The 18,912-nt window shown below is 67.3% G+C and carries 24 protein-coding genes; 12 read left to right on the forward strand and 12 right to left on the reverse strand.

Annotated elements, in window-relative coordinates; all coding sequences use genetic code 11:
• Positions 1–4 precede the first annotated feature (4 nt).
• On the forward strand, positions 5–613 hold the full coding sequence (locus J4O73_RS05485) for a septation protein A (RefSeq protein WP_426215347.1): 609 nt from the start codon (positions 5–7) through the stop codon (positions 611–613).
• 141 nt (positions 614–754) lie between these two features.
• Here J4O73_RS05485 and J4O73_RS05490 read toward each other — a convergent pair whose 3' ends face one another.
• The 5 genes from J4O73_RS05490 to J4O73_RS05510 all read right to left on the reverse strand — a co-directional run bounded on the left by J4O73_RS05490 (position 755) and on the right by J4O73_RS05510 (position 3,419).
• Positions 755–1,366, reverse strand: coding sequence for a DsbE family thiol:disulfide interchange protein (locus tag J4O73_RS05490; protein ID WP_426215349.1), 612 nt, complete (start codon positions 1,364–1,366; stop codon positions 755–757).
• Complete coding sequence (ccmD, locus tag J4O73_RS05495; protein WP_426215351.1) at positions 1,363–1,509, reverse strand: heme exporter protein CcmD; 147 nt, start codon at positions 1,507–1,509, stop codon at positions 1,363–1,365. Before ccmD ends, J4O73_RS05490 begins: the two co-directional genes overlap by 4 nt.
• Before the next feature lie 8 nt (positions 1,510–1,517).
• Entirely contained in the window at positions 1,518–2,330 is an 813-nt protein-coding gene (locus tag J4O73_RS05500; protein ID WP_426215352.1) for a heme ABC transporter permease, read from the reverse strand.
• Between the two features lie 145 nt (positions 2,331–2,475).
• Positions 2,476–3,198, reverse strand: a complete 723-nt coding sequence (locus tag J4O73_RS05505) for a tRNA1(Val) (adenine(37)-N6)-methyltransferase (RefSeq protein ID WP_426215354.1) — start codon at positions 3,196–3,198, stop codon at positions 2,476–2,478.
• Positions 3,195–3,419: a DUF2007 domain-containing protein gene (locus tag J4O73_RS05510; RefSeq protein WP_378966405.1), complete on the reverse strand. Its 225-nt coding sequence runs from the start codon at positions 3,417–3,419 to the stop codon at positions 3,195–3,197. Before J4O73_RS05510 ends, J4O73_RS05505 begins: the two co-directional genes overlap by 4 nt.
• A 189-nt stretch (positions 3,420–3,608) precedes the next feature.
• On the opposite strand from J4O73_RS05510, the gene J4O73_RS05515 reads away from it, so the two are divergent.
• Together J4O73_RS05515 and J4O73_RS05520 are read left to right on the forward strand one after the other, a co-directional pair.
• Entirely contained in the window at positions 3,609–4,634 is a 1,026-nt protein-coding gene (locus tag J4O73_RS05515) for a polyprenyl synthetase family protein (protein ID WP_426215988.1), read from the forward strand.
• Between the two features lie 135 nt (positions 4,635–4,769).
• On the forward strand, positions 4,770–5,117 hold the full coding sequence (locus J4O73_RS05520; protein ID WP_426215356.1) for a hypothetical protein: 348 nt from the start codon (positions 4,770–4,772) through the stop codon (positions 5,115–5,117).
• Positions 5,118–5,127: 10 nt separating this feature from the next.
• Here the strand turns inward: J4O73_RS05520 and J4O73_RS05525 are convergent, their stop codons facing one another.
• Genes J4O73_RS05525 through J4O73_RS05540 form a run of 4 tightly spaced genes read right to left on the reverse strand, consistent with a single transcriptional unit; the run spans position 5,128 to position 7,891 of the window.
• Complete coding sequence (locus J4O73_RS05525) at positions 5,128–5,598, reverse strand: low molecular weight phosphatase family protein (RefSeq protein WP_426215358.1); 471 nt, start codon at positions 5,596–5,598, stop codon at positions 5,128–5,130.
• A 34-nt stretch (positions 5,599–5,632) separates the two neighbouring features.
• Positions 5,633–6,124: a UPF0262 family protein gene (locus tag J4O73_RS05530; RefSeq protein ID WP_378966398.1), complete on the reverse strand. Its 492-nt coding sequence runs from the start codon at positions 6,122–6,124 to the stop codon at positions 5,633–5,635.
• A gap of 10 nt (positions 6,125–6,134) precedes the next feature.
• Positions 6,135–7,430 (reverse strand): histidinol dehydrogenase, encoded by a 1,296-nt coding sequence (hisD, locus tag J4O73_RS05535; protein WP_426215361.1) that lies wholly within the window; start codon positions 7,428–7,430, stop codon positions 6,135–6,137.
• Between the two features lie 17 nt (positions 7,431–7,447).
• Entirely contained in the window at positions 7,448–7,891 is a 444-nt protein-coding gene (locus J4O73_RS05540) for a DUF2948 family protein (protein ID WP_426215363.1), read from the reverse strand.
• 188 nt (positions 7,892–8,079) lie between these two features.
• Between J4O73_RS05540 and J4O73_RS05545 the strand changes: the two genes are divergently transcribed.
• Positions 8,080–8,385 (forward strand): hypothetical protein, encoded by a 306-nt coding sequence (locus tag J4O73_RS05545; protein ID WP_426215365.1) that lies wholly within the window; start codon positions 8,080–8,082, stop codon positions 8,383–8,385.
• 56 nt (positions 8,386–8,441) lie between these two features.
• On the opposite strand, the gene murA is transcribed toward J4O73_RS05545, so the two are convergent.
• Positions 8,442–9,731: a UDP-N-acetylglucosamine 1-carboxyvinyltransferase gene (gene murA / locus J4O73_RS05550; RefSeq protein WP_426215367.1), complete on the reverse strand. Its 1,290-nt coding sequence runs from the start codon at positions 9,729–9,731 to the stop codon at positions 8,442–8,444.
• A 421-nt stretch (positions 9,732–10,152) separates the two neighbouring features.
• On the opposite strand from murA, the gene hemA reads away from it, so the two are divergent.
• The 8 genes from hemA (at position 10,153) to J4O73_RS05590 (ending at position 16,825) form a co-directional block, all read left to right on the forward strand.
• The gene (hemA, locus tag J4O73_RS05555; protein ID WP_426215369.1) at positions 10,153–11,448 is read left to right on the forward strand and encodes a 5-aminolevulinate synthase; all 1,296 of its coding nucleotides are present in this window, start codon (positions 10,153–10,155) and stop codon (positions 11,446–11,448) included.
• A 198-nt stretch (positions 11,449–11,646) separates the two neighbouring features.
• Positions 11,647–12,444, forward strand: coding sequence for an inositol monophosphatase family protein (locus J4O73_RS05560; protein WP_426215371.1), 798 nt, complete (start codon positions 11,647–11,649; stop codon positions 12,442–12,444).
• Between the two features lie 82 nt (positions 12,445–12,526).
• Positions 12,527–13,072, forward strand: a complete 546-nt coding sequence (locus J4O73_RS05565; protein ID WP_378966385.1) for an adenine phosphoribosyltransferase — start codon at positions 12,527–12,529, stop codon at positions 13,070–13,072.
• Positions 13,073–13,255: 183 nt separating this feature from the next.
• Positions 13,256–13,390: a 50S ribosomal protein L34 gene (rpmH, locus tag J4O73_RS05570; protein ID WP_238205808.1), complete on the forward strand. Its 135-nt coding sequence runs from the start codon at positions 13,256–13,258 to the stop codon at positions 13,388–13,390.
• A 77-nt stretch (positions 13,391–13,467) separates the two neighbouring features.
• Positions 13,468–13,929 carry a ribonuclease P protein component gene (rnpA, locus tag J4O73_RS05575; protein WP_378966382.1) on the forward strand — a complete coding sequence of 154 codons (462 nt, stop codon included), beginning with the start codon at positions 13,468–13,470 and terminating at the stop codon, positions 13,927–13,929.
• Positions 13,919–15,787: a membrane protein insertase YidC gene (gene yidC, locus J4O73_RS05580; RefSeq protein WP_426215374.1), complete on the forward strand. Its 1,869-nt coding sequence runs from the start codon at positions 13,919–13,921 to the stop codon at positions 15,785–15,787. Before rnpA ends, yidC begins: the two co-directional genes overlap by 11 nt.
• 16 nt (positions 15,788–15,803) lie before the next feature.
• Positions 15,804–16,451, forward strand: coding sequence for a ribosome biogenesis GTP-binding protein YihA/YsxC (gene yihA / locus J4O73_RS05585; RefSeq protein WP_378966380.1), 648 nt, complete (start codon positions 15,804–15,806; stop codon positions 16,449–16,451).
• Positions 16,448–16,825, forward strand: a complete 378-nt coding sequence (locus J4O73_RS05590) for a DUF423 domain-containing protein (protein ID WP_426215376.1) — start codon at positions 16,448–16,450, stop codon at positions 16,823–16,825. Before yihA ends, J4O73_RS05590 begins: the two co-directional genes overlap by 4 nt.
• A 1-nt stretch (position 16,826) precedes the next feature.
• On the opposite strand, the gene J4O73_RS05595 is transcribed toward J4O73_RS05590, so the two are convergent.
• Both J4O73_RS05595 and J4O73_RS05600 read right to left on the reverse strand, forming a co-directional pair.
• Positions 16,827–18,383 carry a S10 family peptidase gene (locus J4O73_RS05595; RefSeq protein WP_426215378.1) on the reverse strand — a complete coding sequence of 519 codons (1,557 nt, stop codon included), beginning with the start codon at positions 18,381–18,383 and terminating at the stop codon, positions 16,827–16,829.
• Positions 18,384–18,391: 8 nt separating this feature from the next.
• Positions 18,392–18,844 carry a DNA polymerase III subunit chi gene (locus J4O73_RS05600; RefSeq protein ID WP_426215380.1) on the reverse strand — a complete coding sequence of 151 codons (453 nt, stop codon included), beginning with the start codon at positions 18,842–18,844 and terminating at the stop codon, positions 18,392–18,394.
• Positions 18,845–18,912: the final 68 nt, after the last annotated feature.

Consider the following 18,912-nt stretch of genomic DNA (forward strand, 5'->3'; position numbering starts at 1 on the left):
GACCATGCAGATCGAAGCCATTCCGCCGCGTCGGCATTTGCCGCCGCTTGCCAAGCTCGGGCTCGAACTGGGTCCGCTGGTGCTGTTCTTCCTGTCCAACGCCTTCGGCGAACGCCTGGGGCTTACCGGCGATCAGGTGACTTACACCGCCATCGGGTTGTTCGTGGGCGCGACCGTCGTGTCGCTGGCGATCCACTTCGCTCTGCTGCGCCGCGTGCCGATCATGCCCCTCGTCTCGGGCGTCGTCGTGCTGGTATTCGGCGGACTCGCCCTCGCGTTGCAGGACAAGACGTTCTTCGTCATCAAGCCGACGATCGTGAACAGCCTGTTCGGGCTGATCCTGCTCGGCGGCCTGATGTTCAACAAGCCGCTGCTGTCGGTGGTGCTCGACAGCGTGTTCTCGCTGACGGACGAAGGCTGGCGGCGCCTGACCCTGCGCTGGGGCCTGTTCTTCCTGGCGCTCGCCGTGCTGAACGAGATCGTCTGGCGGACGCAGGACTACGAGTTCTGGGTGAAGTTCAAGGTGTTCGGCATCATGCCCATCACCGTGCTCTTCGCTTTGGCCCAGACCCCGCTGCTGATGCGCTACGAGCAGAAGCAGCCTGAGGCTTAGGCCTTTCACCCCGAACCATCATCGTCATTGCGAACGAAGTGAAGCAAGCCAGGGCAGCGGGTTCGTTTCCGAACGTCGCGTATCCCTGGTTTGCTTCGCTGCGCTCGCAATGACGGCGGAGGGATTTAAACGGCGGGGGAGTCAGCGCGCCTCCGCGACTTTCCCGGCGGCCCGGATGCGGGCGAGGACGCTGGCGAAATTCTCGGGGGTGAGAATGCCGACGATCTTGTCGCGAATCACCCCATCCGGTCCGATGATAAAGGTCTCGGGAACACCGTAGACGCCGAAATCGATGGCCGCGCGGCCTTCCGCGTCGGCACCCACGGCCGAGAACGGAACACCGTGCCGGTCGAGAAATTTCTGTCCCGCCGCCGGGTTCGGCTCCTTGTAGTCGATCCCGACGAGGCGGATGCCCGGCTCACGGGCGAGCCGCATCAGCATCGGATGCTCGACCTGACAGGGCGCACACCACGAAGCGAAGACGTTCAGCACCGTCACGGTGCCCTTCAGGTCCGTGCTCGCAAGGCCGGGCACGGCGGCCCCGTCTTTGGCGAGGCCCGGAACGGCGGGCAGGGTGAAGCTCGGCACCGGCTTGCCGATCATGGCCGAGGGGAGGGCGGACGGGTCCGCGCCCGAGCGGAGGCGCACGAACATCACCCCCGCCAGCACGACGAAGACGACGACCGGCAGGGCCAGCAACAGGGAGCGGCGCGGCGGCGCGGGGGCGCCGCCGGTCTCTTCGTGAGGGCTCAACGCCTGTCCTCCCCAAAGCGGCGCAGCGACCGCCGCTGGGCCGCGCGGTCGCGCAGGGCGTTCCCGACGAGGCCGACCATGATCAACGCCGTGAAAGCGTAGGCAGCGACGATGAAGCCGCCATGCGGTCCGAGATCAAACACGAAGCGGCCTACAGGGCTTGAGGAAGCGGCGCCGAGGCGGGGGCGGGGACGATCCGCCGGGCGCCGGCATCGAGCCGTTCCGCCTCGCGGATCGTCAGGGTCCGAACCCGGCGGCGCATGATCTCGGTGCGCATCGTATAGAGATGCAGCGTCGTACCGCCGAGCGTCGCCGCGCCGATCATCAGCAGCAGCGGATAGAGCATCGACGGATCGATGCTCGACCCGCCCATCCGCAGGATCGAGGCGGGCTGGTGCAGCGTCGACCACCAATTCACCGAGAACTTGATGATCGGCAGGTTCACCGCGCCGACCAGGGTGAGGATCGCCACAGCCCGCGCCGCCTTGTTCGGATCCTCAATGGTCCGCCAGAGGGCGATGAGGCCGCAATAGATCAGGAATAGCACGAGCATCGAGGTCAGCCGGGCATCCCACACCCAGTAGGTGCCCCACATCGGCTTCCCCCAGAGCGAGCCGGTGACGAGGCAGACGAGCGTGAAAGCTGCGCCGATCGGCGCGGCGGCCCGCTGCGCCACATCCGCGAGGGGATGCCGCCAGACCAGGGTGCCGATCGCCGAAAGGGTCATGGCGCCATAGAAGAACACGCCGAGCCACGCTGCGGGCACGTGGATGTACATGATCCGCACCGTCTCGCCCTGCTGGTAATCGGCGGGCACGACGACAAAGGTCAGGTAAAGGCCATAGGCCAGTGCCGCGACCGACAGGGCCGCCAGCCACGGTAGGATTGTCCCCGACCAGCGCATGAAGTGGCCAGGGTTGGACAACCGGGTCCAGAGTGAGGGCGTCGGCGCGGTGTCGGACATGCCTGTGCTCCTACCTCAGGGTGCGGTGCAGCAACAATGCGCGCTTCGGCACGGGGCCTCCTAGAGCCGTCTTCGACCCAGTTGGCTCGCAATGACGGCCGGGAGGCCATCGACGGGGGGCGGTTCAACTCTGTCGGATAAGGCTCTAGCGGTGGAGAGCTTCGGCTTCGGGCGTGAAACGCCCATCCTCGGCGTGGAGGATCAGGGGCGCCACAAGGCTGAAGGGAGCCCGGCTGCCCTTGACGCCTGAGACGAGAATGCGGATCGCCGCCTCGCCCGCTTTCGCCTGGATCGGCCGCACGCAGATCCCGCCAAAGCGCCCCGTCAAGGCTGCGAGGCATTGAGGCAGCGCATCCGCCCTATGGATGAGCCCGAGCGAACCGCCTGGCCGGAGGATCGAGGCACAGGTGCGGATCCACCCGTCGAGGCCCTCCGCCGGGAAGCCGTGGGCGGCGGCCCTCTGGGCGTCGGGGGAGGGGCGATAGCGCCCGTTCTCGAAAAAGGGGGGGTTCGTCAGCACCCGGTCGAAGGCATCCGGCAGCAAGCCGTCGGCGGCTCTTACCCGTCCGGGGGCGAGCACATCGGTCTCGATCACCACGGCGGGAATGGCGTTGAGTGCGGCGTTCGCGCGGGCCAACTCGGCCATCGCCGGATCACGCTCGACCAGCGTGACGGACAGGCCCGGCCGCAGCACGGCGCAGGCGAGGCCGACGATCCCAGGTCCCGATCCGAGATCGCAAAGCCGCTCGCCCGGCTCTGGCGTCAGGAGCCGCGCGAGCAACACCCCATCCGTTCCGGCCCGGTGGGCACCGCGCGGCGGCTGGCGCAGATGCAGCCTGCCGCCGAGAAAGGCGTCCGCGTCGCTCACGGCTCGCGCAACTCGTGCGCGAGGCCAGCATCCTTCAGGATGCGCCGCGCTTGGGCGCCATGATCGGTCGGCACGAGTAGACGCCGGCCGAACATGCCGATCGAGCCCTCCATCGCGCTCATGTGTTCGTCCGCCACCAGAACCGGGATGCCCGCGTCTTCCAAGAGGGAGCGCGCGAAGCCGATGAGGACGATATCGTTCGCGCGGATCAATTCGATCATCGGGCTGATCTTCCTCTGCGCCGGGAGACCGGCAACGGGTTGGCGCATTCGCCGCGTGGAGTACGGAAGCGGTCTGTCCCATATCGGCGAATGTTGCGACGCCGCAGGCACCATGCGATTGGACGGCGCCGATAGTTTCCGCGCGGACGTTTGCCGCTCGGCCCGGTTTGGGAGTCACGGATCTTGGGTATCGCCGCCACGATCGAGAACCCGCAGAAGCCTGACGAGGCCGGGCTGAACGACCTCGTCGCGCTGGTGGCCGACGGGATGAAGCGGGTCAACTCTACGATCCTGTCCCGGACGGGCTCCGATGTCGCAATGATCCCGGAGGTGGCGAACCACCTCATCGCCTCCGGCGGCAAGCGCCTGCGTCCGATCCTCACCCTCGCCTGCGCGCAACTCTGCGGCTACGCGGACGAGGCGGGCAAGGATGGTGATGTGAAGCTCGCTGCCAGCGTCGAGTTCATGCACACCGCCACGCTCCTTCACGATGATGTGGTGGACGAGAGCGACATGCGCCGGGGCCGCGTCGCCGCGCGTATCAAGTGGGGCAACGAGGCGAGCGTGCTCGTCGGCGATTTCCTTCTGGGCCAGGCCTTCCGCATGATGGTCGAGGTCGGCTCCCTGAAGGCGCTCGACATCCTCTCGGCCGCCGCGACGGTGATCGCCGAGGGCGAGGTGATGCAGCTCGCCGCCGCCAAGAACCTCGAGACCAGCGAGGAGGCCTATCTCGCCGTGATCCGCGGCAAGACCGCCGAACTCTTCGCCGCAGCGTGTGAGGTCGGGCCGGTCATCGCCCAGCGCAGCGAGGCGGAGCAGGCCGCCGCCCGCGCCTACGGAATGAATCTCGGCATCGCCTTCCAGCTCATCGACGACGCCCTCGACTACGGCGGCACTTCGACGGAGCTCGGCAAGAATGTCGGCGACGATTTCCGGGAGGGGAAGATTACCCTGCCGATCGTCCTCGCCTACCGGCGGAGCGACGAGGAAGAGCGGGGCTTCTGGCGCCGGACCCTGACGCGCGGAGAGATTCGCGACGACGACCTCGCCACGGCGCTGTCGATCCTGCGCCGCCACGGCACCCTGGAAGAGACCGTCGCCCGCGCTCGCCACTACGGCGAGACGGCCAAGGCCGCGCTGGACATCTTTCCAGAGGGGCCGGTGCGCTCTGCGCTCCTCGATGCGGTCGAGTTCTGCGTGGCGCGGGCACACTGAATCGCCCGTGCCGCCACGGCCTGTCAGGCAGCGTTGGACGGCCTTCACTTATCGACAAGAGGTTGGGTCCCGTTAAGGGTTTCTTGATCCTCTCCGTGAAGGCTAACGGGTGCTTTCCGCCGTCCGGATCCACCCGTGGCCACTCTCCGTCGCTCCCTGCTCGCCCTGTCCGCCGCCGCCATCATGGTTGCGCTGGTCCCGGCCCGTTCCTGGGCGGGGGATGCCGCCACGGCGCATTCCTCGTGGAGGAGCTGCCTCGGGCGAGCCTACGCCGAAGGTGCCTCCCTGACAGGCCGGGATCTCGCCGCGGACGCTGCCTTGCGCGCCTGCCGGAGTGAGGAAAGCGCCTATCTCATTGCGCTCTCGGCTTCGCCGCTGCTCGACGCCGACGACATCGCCCAGGCTCGGCCGGACCTCGTGGCACGCGAGCGTGCCGCCCTCGTCGGGACGCTCGCCGCCAATTCCCTGCCGGTCCTGCGCTGAGCGTGCAGCCTTACGACTTCAAACGCTTCTTGATCTTCGCCATGAGCCCATCGCGCACGTCCCGATAGGCATCGAGGCGCTGCTCGCGTGAGGCGTCTTGGATCAGGGTAGGGTCGGGCGTCGGCCAGTATTCCACATCGGCCGCCAGCGTATGCGTCAGAGCGAGGGCCCTGTGGTGCGCTTCCGGCGCCAGGGTGATGATCAGGTCGAAGTTCAGACCCTCCCAATCCTCCAATTCCTCGATGGTGCGGGGACGGTGGCGGCTCGCGTTGATGCCGATCTCATCCAGTGCCGCGACCATGAAGGGGTCGATCGGCTCGCCCTGGCGGACGCCCGCCGACTGCACATAGATCGACTTGCCGAAATAATGGCGTGCGATCGCTTCGGCGGCGGGCGAGCGCACCGCGTTGAAGTTGCACATGAACAGGACGGATTGCACCCGCGGCTTCCGCGGGAGCGGATCGGGTGGCGGCTCGGCCATGGCGGCCTAGGCCGGACGTGGGTCCGCCACTGATTCAGCCTTTCCAGTGAAGGGCAAAGATCAGGGTGAACAGGCGGCGCGCGGTATCGTGGTCGAGATCGACCTTGCCATCAAGGCGCTGCTTCAGCGTCTCTGAGGCTTCGTTGTGCAGCCCGCGCCGACCCATGTCGATGGCCTCGATCTGGCTCGGAGAAGCGGTGCGGATCGCGTTGTAGTAGCTCTCGCAGATCATCTCGTAGTCGCGGATGACCCGGCGGAAGGGGCTGAGAGACAGCAGGTGGGTCATCACCGGGTCGCCCGCCGCCGTGCTGATGGCGAAGGAGAGCTTGTTCTCGACGAGGCCGAGGACAAGCTTGTACGGGCCCTCCCGGCCGGGAATCGAGAAGCTGTTGCCTTCCAGAATGTCGTAGAGCGCGATGGCGCGCTCATGCTCCTGATCGGGGTTGCCGCGGGCGATGGACGCTTCGTCCAGTGTCACCGCGACGAGACGATTCGGATTCTTGTCCGCCCCCTCCTTGTCCGACATCCCCACCGCCTCACAAATTCAGCCGGATCGCCACGGAGCGGGCGTGGCCTTCCAGGCCCTCCGACCGGCCAAGCGTTATCGCCGCCGGCCCGAGCGCCCGCAAGCTCTCCGGCGTACAGGCGAGCACCGTGGTGCGCTTCATGAAATCCAACACGCCGAGCCCGGAGGAGAATCGGGCGGAACGAGCGGTCGGAAGGACATGGTTCGGGCCGCCGACGTAATCGCCTATCGCTTCGGGCGTGTGCGAGCCGAGGAAGATCGCGCCCGCGTTGCGGACCTTCAGGGACAGCGCCTCCGCGTCCTTCGTCTCGATTTCGAGGTGCTCGGGGGCGATTCTGTCCACGAGGGGGATCGCCTCGTCGAAGTCGCGCACGCGCACGATCGCTCCGTAATCGCGCCAGCTCGCCCGGGCGATCTCGGCGCGGGGGAGGGTGGTGAGCGCCCGCTCCACGGCTGTCTCCACGGCATCCGCGAGATCGGCGCTGTCGGTGATGAGCACGGCCTGGGCGGCGGTGTCGTGCTCGGCCTGGGCCAGGAGGTCGGCGGCGATCCAATCCGGGTTGGCCTCGCCATCGGCCAGGATCAGCACCTCGGATGGACCGGCAATCATGTCGATGCCGACCTGCCCGAACACCCGGCGCTTGGCCGCTGCGACCCAGGCATTGCCGGGGCCGACGATCTTGGCGACCGGCGCAATGGTTGCCGTGCCATAGGCGAGCGCGGCCACGGCCTGAGCCCCGCCGACGCGGTAGATTTCGTCCACGCCCGCAAGCTGCGCAGCCGCCAGCACCAACGGATTCAGAATTCCATCCGGGGTCGGCACCACCATGACGATGCGCGGTACGCCCGCCACCCGCGCGGGAACGGCGTTCATCAGCACGGAGGACGGGTAGCTCGCCGTCCCGCCCGGAACGTAGAGGCCGACCGATTCGAGCGCCGTCCAGCGCCAACCGGCGGTGACGCCCAACGCATCCGTCGCCTTATGGTCGGCGGGTTTTTGGGCCCGGTGGAAGGTCTCGATTCGCTCGGCGGCGAGCTTGAGTGCCTCGATCGCCTCCGCCGGACAGGCGGCGACGGCGGCGGCAACCTCGTCCGGACCGATGCGCAGGCGCTCGGCCGAGAAGTCGTCGCCGAGCCGGTCGAAACGGCGTGTGTAGGCGACCAGGGCGTCGTCACCCTGCGCGACCACGTCCGCGATGATCTTGCGGACGGCGTCGTCCACATCCTCGGCGATCTCGCGCTTGAGGGTCAGCAGATGCGCGAAAGACTTCGCGAAATCCGGATCCCGGCTGTCGATGCGGACCATGTTCGTCCCTTTCCGTCTCAGGCCGCCGGTCCGGCCGCGTCGTCATGTCCAGGCCGCTTGGCCGCTTCCCAGACCGGGCCGAGGTCTCGCATGCGAACCTCGATGCACTCCACCTCCAGGCGGATCGTCCCGTTGCCGGAGAACAGGATTTCCACATGTCCCGATGGCGCATCACCGGGCGTGAAGGTCATCGCCAGGAGGCTCAGCGGCATTGCGTCCGGTCCCTGCCGGAGGCCGCGCGTGCGCACACCGAGCACCCGCTCGAAATGCAGCCCCGTGAGCCGCCGACGCGGCCGCGCCTTCGGCCCGGCGGACCAGTCGAAGCGGCGCAGCACCAGGGCAAAGCGCTTCTCGGCCATCAGGTAGGTCAGATCCTCCGGCCGCAGGATCGCATCTTGCAGGTGGGCCGAGATGACCGTGAGATCCTCGGCGTCCAGGGCAGCGAGCTTCAGAAGCTCCATCTCGGGTTCCGGTCGGGTGATGGGTGCCCCCGGCGGGGCGGCAGGGCGTAGGTAGCGGCGACGGCTTGTCCGGGCAACGGCGGCGTGGTCCGATCGTCCCACCTCATTCGCCGTTCATGATCGCACGGCTAGGTTGAATATGACCGAGGCCGCCGGAACGCGGCCGGACGACAGACAGGACAATCACGGTGAAGCGCATCACGCTGGCGGTTCTGGCCGCCCTCGCGCTCGCTCCGGCGCTGGGTACGCCGGCAAGCGCGCAATATTACCGCGACGATTATGACTACCGCCCGCGCCGTCCGCCGCCGCCGGATTACTACGATGATCGTCCCCGCCGACATTACCGGGAGGATTACGATGACGGCCCGCGCCGCTTCGGCCGGATCTGCGTGACCGCGCGGGGCAACTGCCCGACCCGTCCGGGCCCGTTCAATGCGCCCTGCGGCTGCGAGATCCCCGGCTTCGGCCTCAAGCGCGGCGCCATCGGCGGTTGACGTTCTTCGAAGCGGGCGGCGAGGGCCGCCCGTTTCCCTTTCGGCTCTGGCGCCGCTTATCCCCGCACGCGTTCGATCTGCGCGCCGCACCGTCCTAGCTTGGCCTCCAGAGCCTCGAAGCCGCGATCGAGGTGGTAGACCCGGTTGATCTGCGTCTCCCCCTCGGCGGCGAGACCCGCGATCACGAGGGAGACCGAGGCACGAAGGTCGGTGGCCATGACAGGCGCGCCGCGCAGGCGCTCGACGCCCTCGACAATCGCCATGTCGCCGTCGAGCCGGATTTTCGCGCCGAGGCGGGCGAGTTCCTGCACGTGCATGAAGCGGTTCTCGAAGATCGTCTCGCGGATGTGCGACTGACCCTTGGCCAGCGTCATCAGCGCCATGAACTGCGCCTGCAGGTCGGTCGGGAAGCCGGGGAACGGGTCCGTCGTCACGTCCACTGCGGCGATGCCACCGCCATTGCGGCGAACGCGGATGCCGCCATCCACTTGCGTGATCTCGGTGCCCGTGGTCGCCAGCACGTCGAGGGCGGAATGAAGCAGGTCGGCGCGCGTATCCTTCAGGACGACATCGCCGCCGGTCATGGCCACGGCCATGGCGTAGGTGCCGGTCTCGATCCGGTCGGGAAGCACCTCGTGGCGGGCGCCGTTGAGGCGGGCCACGCCCTCGATCTCGATGCGCGGCGTGCCCGCACCCTTGATGCGCGCGCCCATCTTGTTGAGGCAGTCCGCGAGGTCCACCACCTCCGGCTCGCGAGCGGCATTCTCGATCACGCTCGTCCCGTAGGCGAGAGCGGCGGCCATGAGGGCGACATGCGTGCCGCCGACGGTGACTTTCGGGAAGGTCACCTGCCCCCCACGCAGCCCCTTCTTCGTCTTGGCGATCACGTAGCCGCCGTCGATCTCGGTTTCGGCGCCGAGCTGCTGCAGCGCCCTGATGAGGAGGTCCACCGGCCGCGTGCCGATGGCGCAGCCGCCGGGCAGCGAGACCTTCGCCTCGCCGAACCGGGCCAGCAGGGGCGCGATGACCCAGAAGCTCGCCCGCATGGTCGAGACGAGGTCGTAGGGCGCCGTGGTGTCAATGATGTTCGAGGCGGTGAGGCGGATCGTCTGGCCGGTCTCGGAGGTCTGACCGGGCCGCTTACCGACCACCATCTGGTCGACGCCGTGATTGCCGAGGATGCGGAGCAGGGCCGTGATGTCGGCCAGACGCGGCACGTTGATGAGTTCCAGCGTCTCGCCGGTCATCAGGCTGGCGATCATCAGCGGCAGTGCCGCGTTCTTGGCGCCCGAAATCGGGATCACGCCGTTGAGCGGCGCGCCGCCGGTGATGTGGATACGATCCATGGGTTGTGTCCTGAGCCCCCGGCACGCGGCGGGGCCGAAATTCGTCAGAGGGCGCAGGCGCCCAGGCTTAGCCGGAGGCTGCTATAGACCGGATTTGTCGGAATCGGGACCGTTTGCCGCGAATGCAACCGGCGCGTCATGATCCTGCGTCTCGTCGTCTCGGCCCGCATCCGGCTTTTCCGGGGTCGCTCGGCCGCGCTCCTGCGCCTTGCGTCGACGCAGATTCGCTCTGAGCGCCGCCTTCAGACGCTCGTCCCGCGAGGCCGGTTTCTCCTCGTGCATTGATCTGGATCCAGGGAGGGTTGCAGGGCGCGGAGGGCCGACCTTCGACTTGTAGCGGTTCCAGATCGGCGCGGAATGGGTATACAACGCGCCACCTCGATGCAGCCAACCGGCGGCGACCCCCTCTGAAGGACGCTCAATGCCTGCACTCCGGAATCCCGGCAAGACGCTCGCCCCCGTGGCGGAGGTGCGCGCGGGTGCCGGTTACGAACATTACTTCCGCGGCGCTCTGGACGCGCTCCACAGCGAGCGGCGGTATCGTGTCTTCGCGGATATCGAGCGCATTTCCGGCCGCTTTCCGGCCGCGAAGTGGCGCCGTCCGGACGGCACGGTCTCGGAGATCACCGTGTGGTGCTCCAACGATTACCTCGGCATGGGTCAGCACCCCGAGGTGGTCGGCGCCATGACCGAGACGGCCGCGCGCTGCGGCGTCGGTGCAGGCGGCACCCGCAACATCGCGGGCAACACCTCGCCCCTGGTCGATCTCGAGCGCGAACTCGCCGACCTTCACGGCAAGGAGGCGGGCCTCGTCTTCACCTCGGGCTACGTCTCGAACCAGGCCGGCATCTCCACCATCGCCAAGCTGATCCCGGACTGTCTGATCCTGTCGGATGCCTTCAATCACAACTCGATGATCGAGGGTGTGCGTCATTCGGGATGCGAGAAGAAGATCTTCCGCCACAACGATCTGGGGCATCTCGAAGAGTTGCTGCGCGAGGCGGGCGACCGGCCCAAGCTGATCGTGTTCGAGTCGGTCTATTCCATGGACGGCGATATCGCGCCGATCGGGAAGATCTGCGACCTCGCCGATCGCTACGGCGCCATGACCTACCTTGATGAGGTTCACGCCGTCGGCCTCTACGGGTCGCGCGGTGCGGGCATCGCCGAGCGCGACGGCGTGATGCACCGGGTCGACGTCATCGAGGGCACGCTCGCCAAGGGCTTCGGCTGCGTCGGCGGCTACATCACCGGCTCGGCGGCGATCTGCGACGCCGTGCGAAGCTTCGCGCCGGGCTTCATCTTCACGACGGCCCTGCCGCCTGCCGTGGCTGCGGCAGCCACCGCCTCCGTGCGTTACCTGAAGCGGTCCGGTGCCGAGCGCGAAGCGCACCAGAAGCAGACGGCCGCCACCAAGGCTGCCCTGGATGCAGCTGGGCTCCCGCTCCTCGAAACCGAGACGCATATCGTTCCGGTGATGGTGGGCGATGCCGAGCTGTGCAAGGCGGCAGCAGACCATCTGCTGGAGCGGCACAAGATCTACATCCAGCCGATCAATTACCCCACCGTGCCGCGCGGTACGGAGCGGCTCCGCATCACCCCATCGCCGTTCCATGACGCCGCCCAGATCGCACGCCTCACCGAGGCTCTGAGCGAGACTTGGGCGACGCTCGGCCTGCCGCGCGCGGGCACGGTGTTCGTCGAAGCGGCTGAGTAGGGCTTCGGTCCAACTTTCGCACGCCGTCATTGCGAGCAAAGCGAAGCAATCCAGGGTAGCGGGACGCTCTCACGCGTAGCGCATCCCTGGATTGCCTCGCTGCGCTCGCAATGACTGTGAGCGGTCCGTAGGCTCGCCATCTCAGCCTCCTGCCTGTAACCACCGTCGCGAATCCGCGACGCAAGAGTCCGAAACGCTATGATCTCCTCGCCCCTCATGACCGTGATGGTCGATGCCGCGCGCAAGGCCGCCCGCAGCCTGCGGCGCGACTTCGGCGAGGTCGAGAACCTACAGGTGTCCCGCAAGGGGCCGGGTGACTTCGTCTCCGCTGCCGACCGCAAGGCCGAGGAAGTGGTGCGCGATGCGCTCCTGAAGGCGCGGCCCGGTTACAGCATGGTGCTGGAAGAGGGTGGCTTCATCGAGGGCACCGACAGGAGCCATACGTGGCACGTCGATCCCCTGGATGGCACCTCGAACTTCCTGCACGGTGTGCCGCATTTCGCGGTCTCCATCGGCCTCGAGCGCGAGGGCGTGATGGTGGCGGGCGTGGTGTTTGATCCGATCAAGGACGAACTCTTCATCGCCGAGCGTGGCAAGGGCGCCTACCTCAACAACCGCCGCATCCGGGTCGCGGCCCGCACCGAGATGGCCGATGCCCTGGTCGGCTACGGCACGCCTTATCTCGGGCGCGGTAGCCACCCGCGCCTGATGCGCGAGATCGCGGCAGTCATGGCCGTGTCCGGCGGCACGCGGCGGATGGGCTCGGCGGCGCTCGACCTCGCCTATGTGGCCTGCGGACGCCTGGATGCTTACTGGGAGCGCGATCTTCAGACCTACGATTTTGCAGGCGGGGTCGCCCTGGTGCGCGAGGCTGGTGGCTTCGTGACTTCGGCGGATGGCGCCGCCGAGCCGCTGGGTCCGCGCTCCGTCTGCTGCGGGAACGAGACCCTGCAGCGGGACCTGCTGGCCATCCTCAAGAAGGCTCAGACGGCCTGAGGAGCGCGCTTGCGGGGCGCCTGCTGGCGCCGTGCGTGCCGTTCTGCTTTAACCGCCTCGTTCTTCAGGGAAGTCTGCCCGCATGGAAGCCCGCCGCCACGTCGCGCTGAAGGAGTCGATTCGCTCGATTCCCGATTATCCGAAGCCCGGCATCATCTTCCGCGACATCACCACGCTCCTGTCGGACCCGCGCTCGTTCCGGCGGGCGGTCGACGCCCTGGTTCATCCCTATGCGGGCGGCGGCATCAAGCAGGTGGCGGGGATCGAGGCGCGGGGTTTCATCCTCGGCGGCGCCATCGCCCACCAATTGTCGTGCGGCTTCGTGCCGATCCGCAAGAAGGGTAAGCTCCCGCACACGACCGTTTCGATGGCCTATGCCCTCGAATACGGCACCGACGAGATCGAGATCCACGTGGATGCGGTCGGACCTGGTGACCGGGTGCTGCTGGTCGACGACCTGATCGCCACGGGTGGCACCGCGACAGCGGCGGTCAACCTGCTGCGCAAGATCGGCGCGGAGGTCGTCGCGGCCTGTTTCGTCATCGATCTGCCCGAGATCGGCGGGGCCGCCCGCCTGCGCGACCTCGGCGTCGAAGTCCGCACCCTGATGGAGTTCGACGGACACTGAGGAATAGCCGGTCAGCGCCTGCAAAACGTTGACTTGTGCCAACCCATCCGCCATAAGCCGCCCACCCGCGACGGGGCGCCCCACCAGGGCGCCCTTCGTGTTTGCGAGACATGCAGGACGCGTGAAGGTCGGGAGCGGCATAGCCGCCCGCGAGCGCGCCTCGACCTTTGAAGGCCAATCGTCATGAAGAGAACCTATCAGCCGAGCAAGCTCGTTCGTAAGCGTCGCCACGGTTTCCGTGCGCGCATGGCGACGGCCGGTGGTCGCAAGGTGCTGGCCCGCCGCCGCGCCCACGGCCGCAAGCGCCTGTCGGCCTGAGCCCGGCGGGTTGAGACCCGCCGCCGCGCGACTCGCGCGGCCCCTTCCGGGGAATTGAAGCCGGGATCGAACGGTCGATGGCGACGATCGAACGGCTCAAGAAGCGGCCCGACTTTCTGGCCGCTGCCGCGGGCCGCCGCTTTCACACCGAACGGATGACGGCGCAGGGTAACCTGCGTTCCAGTGAGGCCGGCGGCCTGCGCCTCGGCTTCACCGTCACCAAGCGCGTCGGTCACGCGACCGAGCGCAACCGAATCAAGCGGCGCCTTCGCGCCGTCGTTGCTGAGGTCGCCGCCGCTTTGCCCGCCGACCTTGCGGACCGCACAGCCGATATCGTCCTCGTCGCCCGCCGCCCCGCCCTCCATGCGGATTTTGCGGCCCTTGCCGACGATCTCCGCAAGGCGATTCCCGCGGTGACCCGCGTCGGCAAGCCGGATCACGGCGGCAAGCCTCCCTCCTCATCATCCCGACGCGGAAAACGCCCTCCGGCGCTGCCCGCGTCCCCGAACAAAGGCCTTGGTGTCCCCGATGGGCAATGACAAGACCAACATGTTCGTGGCCATCGGCCTGTCGCTGCTGGTGCTGCTCGGTTGGCAGTACTTCGTCGCCGGGCCGCGCCTCGAGCAGCAGCGGCAGATCGAGGCGCAGAACAAGGCGGCTCAGGCCCAGACGCAGCCGCCGGGCGTGACGCCGGACGGCGTGCCTTCGCCCTCGCCGAAGGAGGGTGGCCCGGCCGCCCCCGCGCCGGGCACCGCGCCGATGCCTGCCGGTGGTCCGGTCTCTCGCGAGGCCGCGCTCGCCCGCGCCCCGCGCGTGAAGATCGAGACGCCGGCCCTCTCGGGGTCGATCAACCTGAAGGGCGCGCGCATCGATGACGTCGCGCTGAAGAACTACCACGAGACCATCGACCCCAAGAGCCCGGAGATCGTGCTGTTCTCCCCGGCCGGGACCGAGACGCCCTACTACGCCGAGTTCGGTTGGGTTGGCGCCAACGCCAAGCTGCCGAACAGCGAAACGGTCTGGACCGCCGACGGCAAGACCCTGTCTCCCGGCATGCCCGTGACCCTGACCTGGGACAACGGCGAGGGTCTGACGTTCAAGCGCATCGTCGCGGTGGACGACAAGTACATGTTCTCGGTCCGCGACTCGGTCGAGAACAAGGGCTCCAACGCAGTCACGCTCTATCCGTACAGCCTCGTCTCCCGCTGGGGTAAGCCGCACACACAAGGCTATTACGTCCTGCACGAGGGCATGATCGGCTATCTCGGCGACGACGGCCTGCAGGAGATCACCTACGACAAGCTCGCCAAGGAGGGCGCCTATGGCGGCGCCAACACCAAGGGCAAGGCGTTCAACAACGTCACCGGCGGCTTCCTCGGAATCACCGACAAGTACTGGGCGGCTGCGGTCATCCCCGAGCAGAACGCCCCCTATACCGGCGCCTTCACCGACCGCACCGATGGCGCGACCAACGTCTATCAGGCGAGCGCCCGTGGCGATGCGGTGAACCTTGCCGCCGGAGCCTCCGTCTCGGCCAACCAGCGCCTGTTCGCGGGCGCCAAGGAGGTTAACGTCATCAACGCCTACCAGAAGGATCTCGGCCTCCGGCACTTCGACCTGATGATCGACTGGGGCTGGTTCTGGTTCATCACCCAGCCGATGTTCCGGGCGCTGGACTTCATCTACCACCTCTTCGGCAATTTCGGTGTCTCGATCCTGATCGTGACCCTCGGCCTGAAGCTGCTGTTCCTGCCGATCGCCAACCGCTCCTACGTCTCGATGGCCAAGATGAAGGCCGTCCAGCCGGAGATGACCGCCATCCGCGAGCGGTACAAGGAGGACAAGGTCAAGCAGCAGCAGGCCATGATGGAGCTGTACAAGAAGGAGAAGATCAATCCGGTCGCGGGCTGCTGGCCTGTGCTGATCCAGATCCCGGTCTTCTTCGCGCTGTACAAGGTGCTGTTCATCACCATCGAGATGCGGCACGCGCCGTTCTTCGGTTGGATCCACGATCTTGCCGCTCCCGATCCGACGAGCGTCGTGAACCTGTTCGGCCTGCTTCCTTTCACGCCGCCGGAATGGATCCCGATCCATCTGGGCGTGTGGCCGATCATCATGGGCATCACGATGTTCATTCAGATGAAGATGAACCCCGCGCCGCCGGACCCGGTGCAGGCTCAGATCTTCACCTTCATGCCCATCATCTTCACCTTCATGCTCGGCTCGTTCCCGGCCGGACTGGTGATCTACTGGGCGTGGAACAACACCCTCTCGGTGCTGCAGCAATACGTCATTATGCGCCGTAACGGCGTGAAGGTTGAGCTGTGGGACAACCTGCGCGGGACATTCAAGCGCGGCTCCAAGACACCGGCCAAGACGGCGCCGACCAAGGGCTGACGTGACCACCGAAAACATGACAGACGACGAAACGGCCGGCCTCATCGAGGCCGGCCGCCTGCTGTTCGCGGGCAGCGCGGATTTCTACGCCGCCGCCCAAACCCTCGACCGGTTGCCGCCGATGGAGGGCATCGAGATCGCCTTTGCCGGACGCTCGAATGTCGGCAAGTCCAGCCTGATCAATGCGCTCACCGGGCGGAACACCCTCGCGCGGGTTTCCCACACGCCTGGGCGCACGCAGCAGTTGAACTTCTTCCGTATTGGAGACCGCATGTCCCTGGTGGACATGCCGGGCTATGGCTACGCCGCCGTGGAGAAGGCCAAGGTCGAGGCCTGGACGCACCTGATCCATTCCTACCTGAAGGGTCGCGCCAACCTCGCCCGCGTGTTCGTGCTCATCGATTCGCGCCACGGGTTGAAGAGCATCGACACGGACGTGCTCGACGGGCTCGACAAGGCGGCCGTGAGCTATCAGGTCGTGCTGACCAAGGCGGACGCTCTTAAGAAGAGCCAGATCGAGTCCCGCCTGGCCGGAATTCGCGAGGCCCTGGCCAAGCGCCCGGCCGCCTATCCGGAAGTGATCCTCACATCGAGCCGGGACGATTCCGGCGTTGCCGATCTCCGCGCTGCCGTCGCACGCCTGTTGGCCGAGCGCGGCGCGTGACGCTCACGGGCGCGGATCGGGCGCTCGGCGCCTTCGCCTGCCTCTGTGGCCTGCTCGGCGTGGCGGCGAGCGCCGCCTCAGCCCACATGGCGGGCGCCGAATCGCTCAAGACGGCGGCGCAATTCCTGCTGTTCCATGCTCCCGCCATCCTCGCCCTGATCGGGCTCGGCGCAGCCGGTCAGCTACGGGTGTCGCTTTCACGGGGTGCCGCAGGATTGATTGCGATCGGCCTGTGCCTGTTCTGCGGCGATCTCGCCCTCCGCGTACTGGCGGGGCATCCTCTGTTCCCCATGGCGGCGCCGAGCGGCGGATTCGCCTTGATGGGCGGGTGGCTGCTCGGGATCGTCGCCCTGCTCGCTCCGCGTCGGGCTTAAGCTAGTCCTTCGGCGAATTCTCGCGGTCCTTGAGGGCCGCCGCGAAGAGATCTGCAGCATCCTTATGAAAGGCGGCACGGGACGCGTCGCGACCGTAGAACATGTGCCCGCCGGGATAGACCGTCAGGTTCAACCGCCCGCCGCCATAGGATGGGATCTGCGCGATCTGGAGCTTCGAGGCGAAGTAGGGCGTGACCAGATCGGTGGCGCCGTGGACGACGAGAACCCGTAACTTGCCGTCGAGTGCCAGCGCGCTTTTGAGCGCCGACAGGGCCTCGGGGGATTGGCGGCTCGAGCCCCAGTTCCAGCCGTGATTCACCGCGCTACTCAGGAGCTCGTAGCGCATGTTCGGCACGGGCCATTTCAATGTGCGGGCATAGAGATCCAACATCGCGCTGGTCAGCGGCGCGTGCATCGCCGTGAGCTGCGGATCATCGAAACCCGACGACAGTGAATCCGGATCGCTGTCCCAGCCGGTGAGGCCGGTATCGTAGAGGCTCGCGACCCGGCCGTTCTCGCGACCGATCTCGCGCTGGATCCCCCGCCCCGAGGGACGACCCGCCTGACGGCGGAAGAATTGACGGTCCAGACCGGTGAGGGAGGAGAGGCGGTCGGACATCCGCCCCACGGCCTGGGTATCGGCCGGTCCCTTCAAAAGGTCGGCGAGATAGGCGCCCGTGGCATAGTCCTCGGCCGAAGCCAGGGTGTCGGCGCCGGGCGTCTTGCCCTGGCGTTCGAGCCCCGTGGCCGCGAGCGAGGGCAGGCGCAGCACGTAGCCCCAGGGGTCTGTGCGCGGTCGCTCGAGCCATGCGAAGTCGAGCACGGGCGACAGCAGCACCATGCCGGACAGGCCGATGCCGATGTCTTCCTGCAACTTCGAAGCGATGAGTGGCCCCCGGAACCCGCCATAGCTTTCGCCGACATAAAATTTCGGGCTCGCCATGCGGGTGTTGACCCGCAGGTAGCGAGCAATGACCGCCGCAAGCGTCGATGCGTCGGAGTCGACGGACCAGTATTTCTTGCCGTCGCCATCGGCCGCGCGGCTGTAGCCGGAGCCGACCGGATCGATGAAGACGAGATCGGTGAAATCGAGCCACGTCCCATCGTTCGGCACAAGGCCGACGCCCTGCGAGGGGCTGATCGTGTCCGTGCCGATCGGGAGCCGCCAGGGACCGATGGCGCCGATATTGAGATAGGCCGAGGCCGCGCCCGGCCCCCCATTGATCGCGAAGGTCACAGGCCGTTCGCGCCCGTTTTCCGCCGGGCGTGTGAAGGCGATGTAGCCGATCTCGGCCTGAAGTTTTCCGCCCTCGTCGACCAGAGGCAGGCTACCCGCCGTCGCCGTGAAGTCCAGCTTGCGCCCGTCGGGCAGGGTGATGCTCTGGCTCGTCACCGAGTCGGCGGGAAGGCGACGCCCGTCCGGCCCTGGAGCCTGCGCACGGGCAGGAGGCGCGTGCGGCGAGGGGCCATGGGGCGAGTCCTGCGCCGCGAGCGGCAGGGGAGTGGCCAGGGCCATCAGGAGAGCGGTCGCAAGGCGGCCGACGGTCGGAATCGTCATGGAGGACGTCACGCCTTCTTGTTCCAGCGACCGGATTCGTCCTGTTGCCAATAGGCGATCGTGTGGCCCTCTTCCTTAGCCTGCTTCCACTGCTCACGGGCGCGCAGCAGCGCATCCTGGTCCGTCCCGTCGAACAGCACGCAGATGCGGGCATAGCCGGACGCATCCGATGGCAGATCGGCGCCTTCCACGAGGAAGCGGATCGACGCCCCGTTCGGGTTGGCGTCCTTCAGGGTCAGCACGACGGGCTGGCTCGCGGCATCGGGCTCGCGATCCGTGCCGTGCGGCAGGAAGCTTTCGTCGGAATAGGTCCAGAGCTGGTCGTCGAGGGCGGCGAGCCGCTCCTCGCTGGCCGCCTGAATCGCCGCCTGCCAGCCGCGTTCGAGCGAGCGCTCCACCAGAGTGGGGAGCACCCGTTCCAGGGGCTGGTGCTGCAAATGGTAGAACAGGATCTCGGTCACGATACCGGCAAGATAGGGCCGCGCCGCCCTTCAGCGAAGGACGGCGGCAGGATCACGCACCGGACCCC

Origin of the sequence: Methylobacterium sp. NFXW15 (genome assembly GCF_049887755.1) — a bacterium.
Lineage (GTDB): Bacteria > Pseudomonadota > Alphaproteobacteria > Rhizobiales > Beijerinckiaceae > Methylobacterium.

Bases quoted from the DNA above. Each gene is read 5' to 3' on its own strand.
- J4O73_RS05565 (WP_378966385.1), top strand. From the start codon at position 12,527: ATGGAAGCCCGCCGCCACGTCGCGCTGAAGGAGTCGATTCGCTCGATT.
- yidC (WP_426215374.1), top strand. From the start codon at position 13,919: ATGGGCAATGACAAGACCAACATGTTCGTGGCCATCGGCCTGTCGCTG.
- hemA (WP_426215369.1), top strand. From the start codon at position 10,153: ATGCCTGCACTCCGGAATCCCGGCAAGACGCTCGCCCCCGTGGCGGAG.
- J4O73_RS05560 (WP_426215371.1), top strand. From the start codon at position 11,647: ATGATCTCCTCGCCCCTCATGACCGTGATGGTCGATGCCGCGCGCAAG.
- J4O73_RS05595 (WP_426215378.1), bottom strand. From the start codon at position 18,383: ATGACGATTCCGACCGTCGGCCGCCTTGCGACCGCTCTCCTGATGGCC.
- J4O73_RS05525 (WP_426215358.1), bottom strand. From the start codon at position 5,598: ATGGCCGAGCCGCCACCCGATCCGCTCCCGCGGAAGCCGCGGGTGCAA.
- rnpA (WP_378966382.1), top strand. From the start codon at position 13,468: ATGGCGACGATCGAACGGCTCAAGAAGCGGCCCGACTTTCTGGCCGCT.
- yihA (WP_378966380.1), top strand. From the start codon at position 15,804: ATGACAGACGACGAAACGGCCGGCCTCATCGAGGCCGGCCGCCTGCTG.
- murA (WP_426215367.1), bottom strand. From the start codon at position 9,731: ATGGATCGTATCCACATCACCGGCGGCGCGCCGCTCAACGGCGTGATC.
- J4O73_RS05530 (WP_378966398.1), bottom strand. From the start codon at position 6,124: ATGTCGGACAAGGAGGGGGCGGACAAGAATCCGAATCGTCTCGTCGCG.
- rpmH (WP_238205808.1), top strand. From the start codon at position 13,256: ATGAAGAGAACCTATCAGCCGAGCAAGCTCGTTCGTAAGCGTCGCCAC.
- J4O73_RS05510 (WP_378966405.1), bottom strand. From the start codon at position 3,419: ATGATCGAATTGATCCGCGCGAACGATATCGTCCTCATCGGCTTCGCG.
- J4O73_RS05485 (WP_426215347.1), top strand. From the start codon at position 5: ATGCAGATCGAAGCCATTCCGCCGCGTCGGCATTTGCCGCCGCTTGCC.
- hisD (WP_426215361.1), bottom strand. From the start codon at position 7,430: ATGGTCCGCATCGACAGCCGGGATCCGGATTTCGCGAAGTCTTTCGCG.
- J4O73_RS05500 (WP_426215352.1), bottom strand. From the start codon at position 2,330: ATGTCCGACACCGCGCCGACGCCCTCACTCTGGACCCGGTTGTCCAAC.
- J4O73_RS05540 (WP_426215363.1), bottom strand. From the start codon at position 7,891: ATGGAGCTTCTGAAGCTCGCTGCCCTGGACGCCGAGGATCTCACGGTC.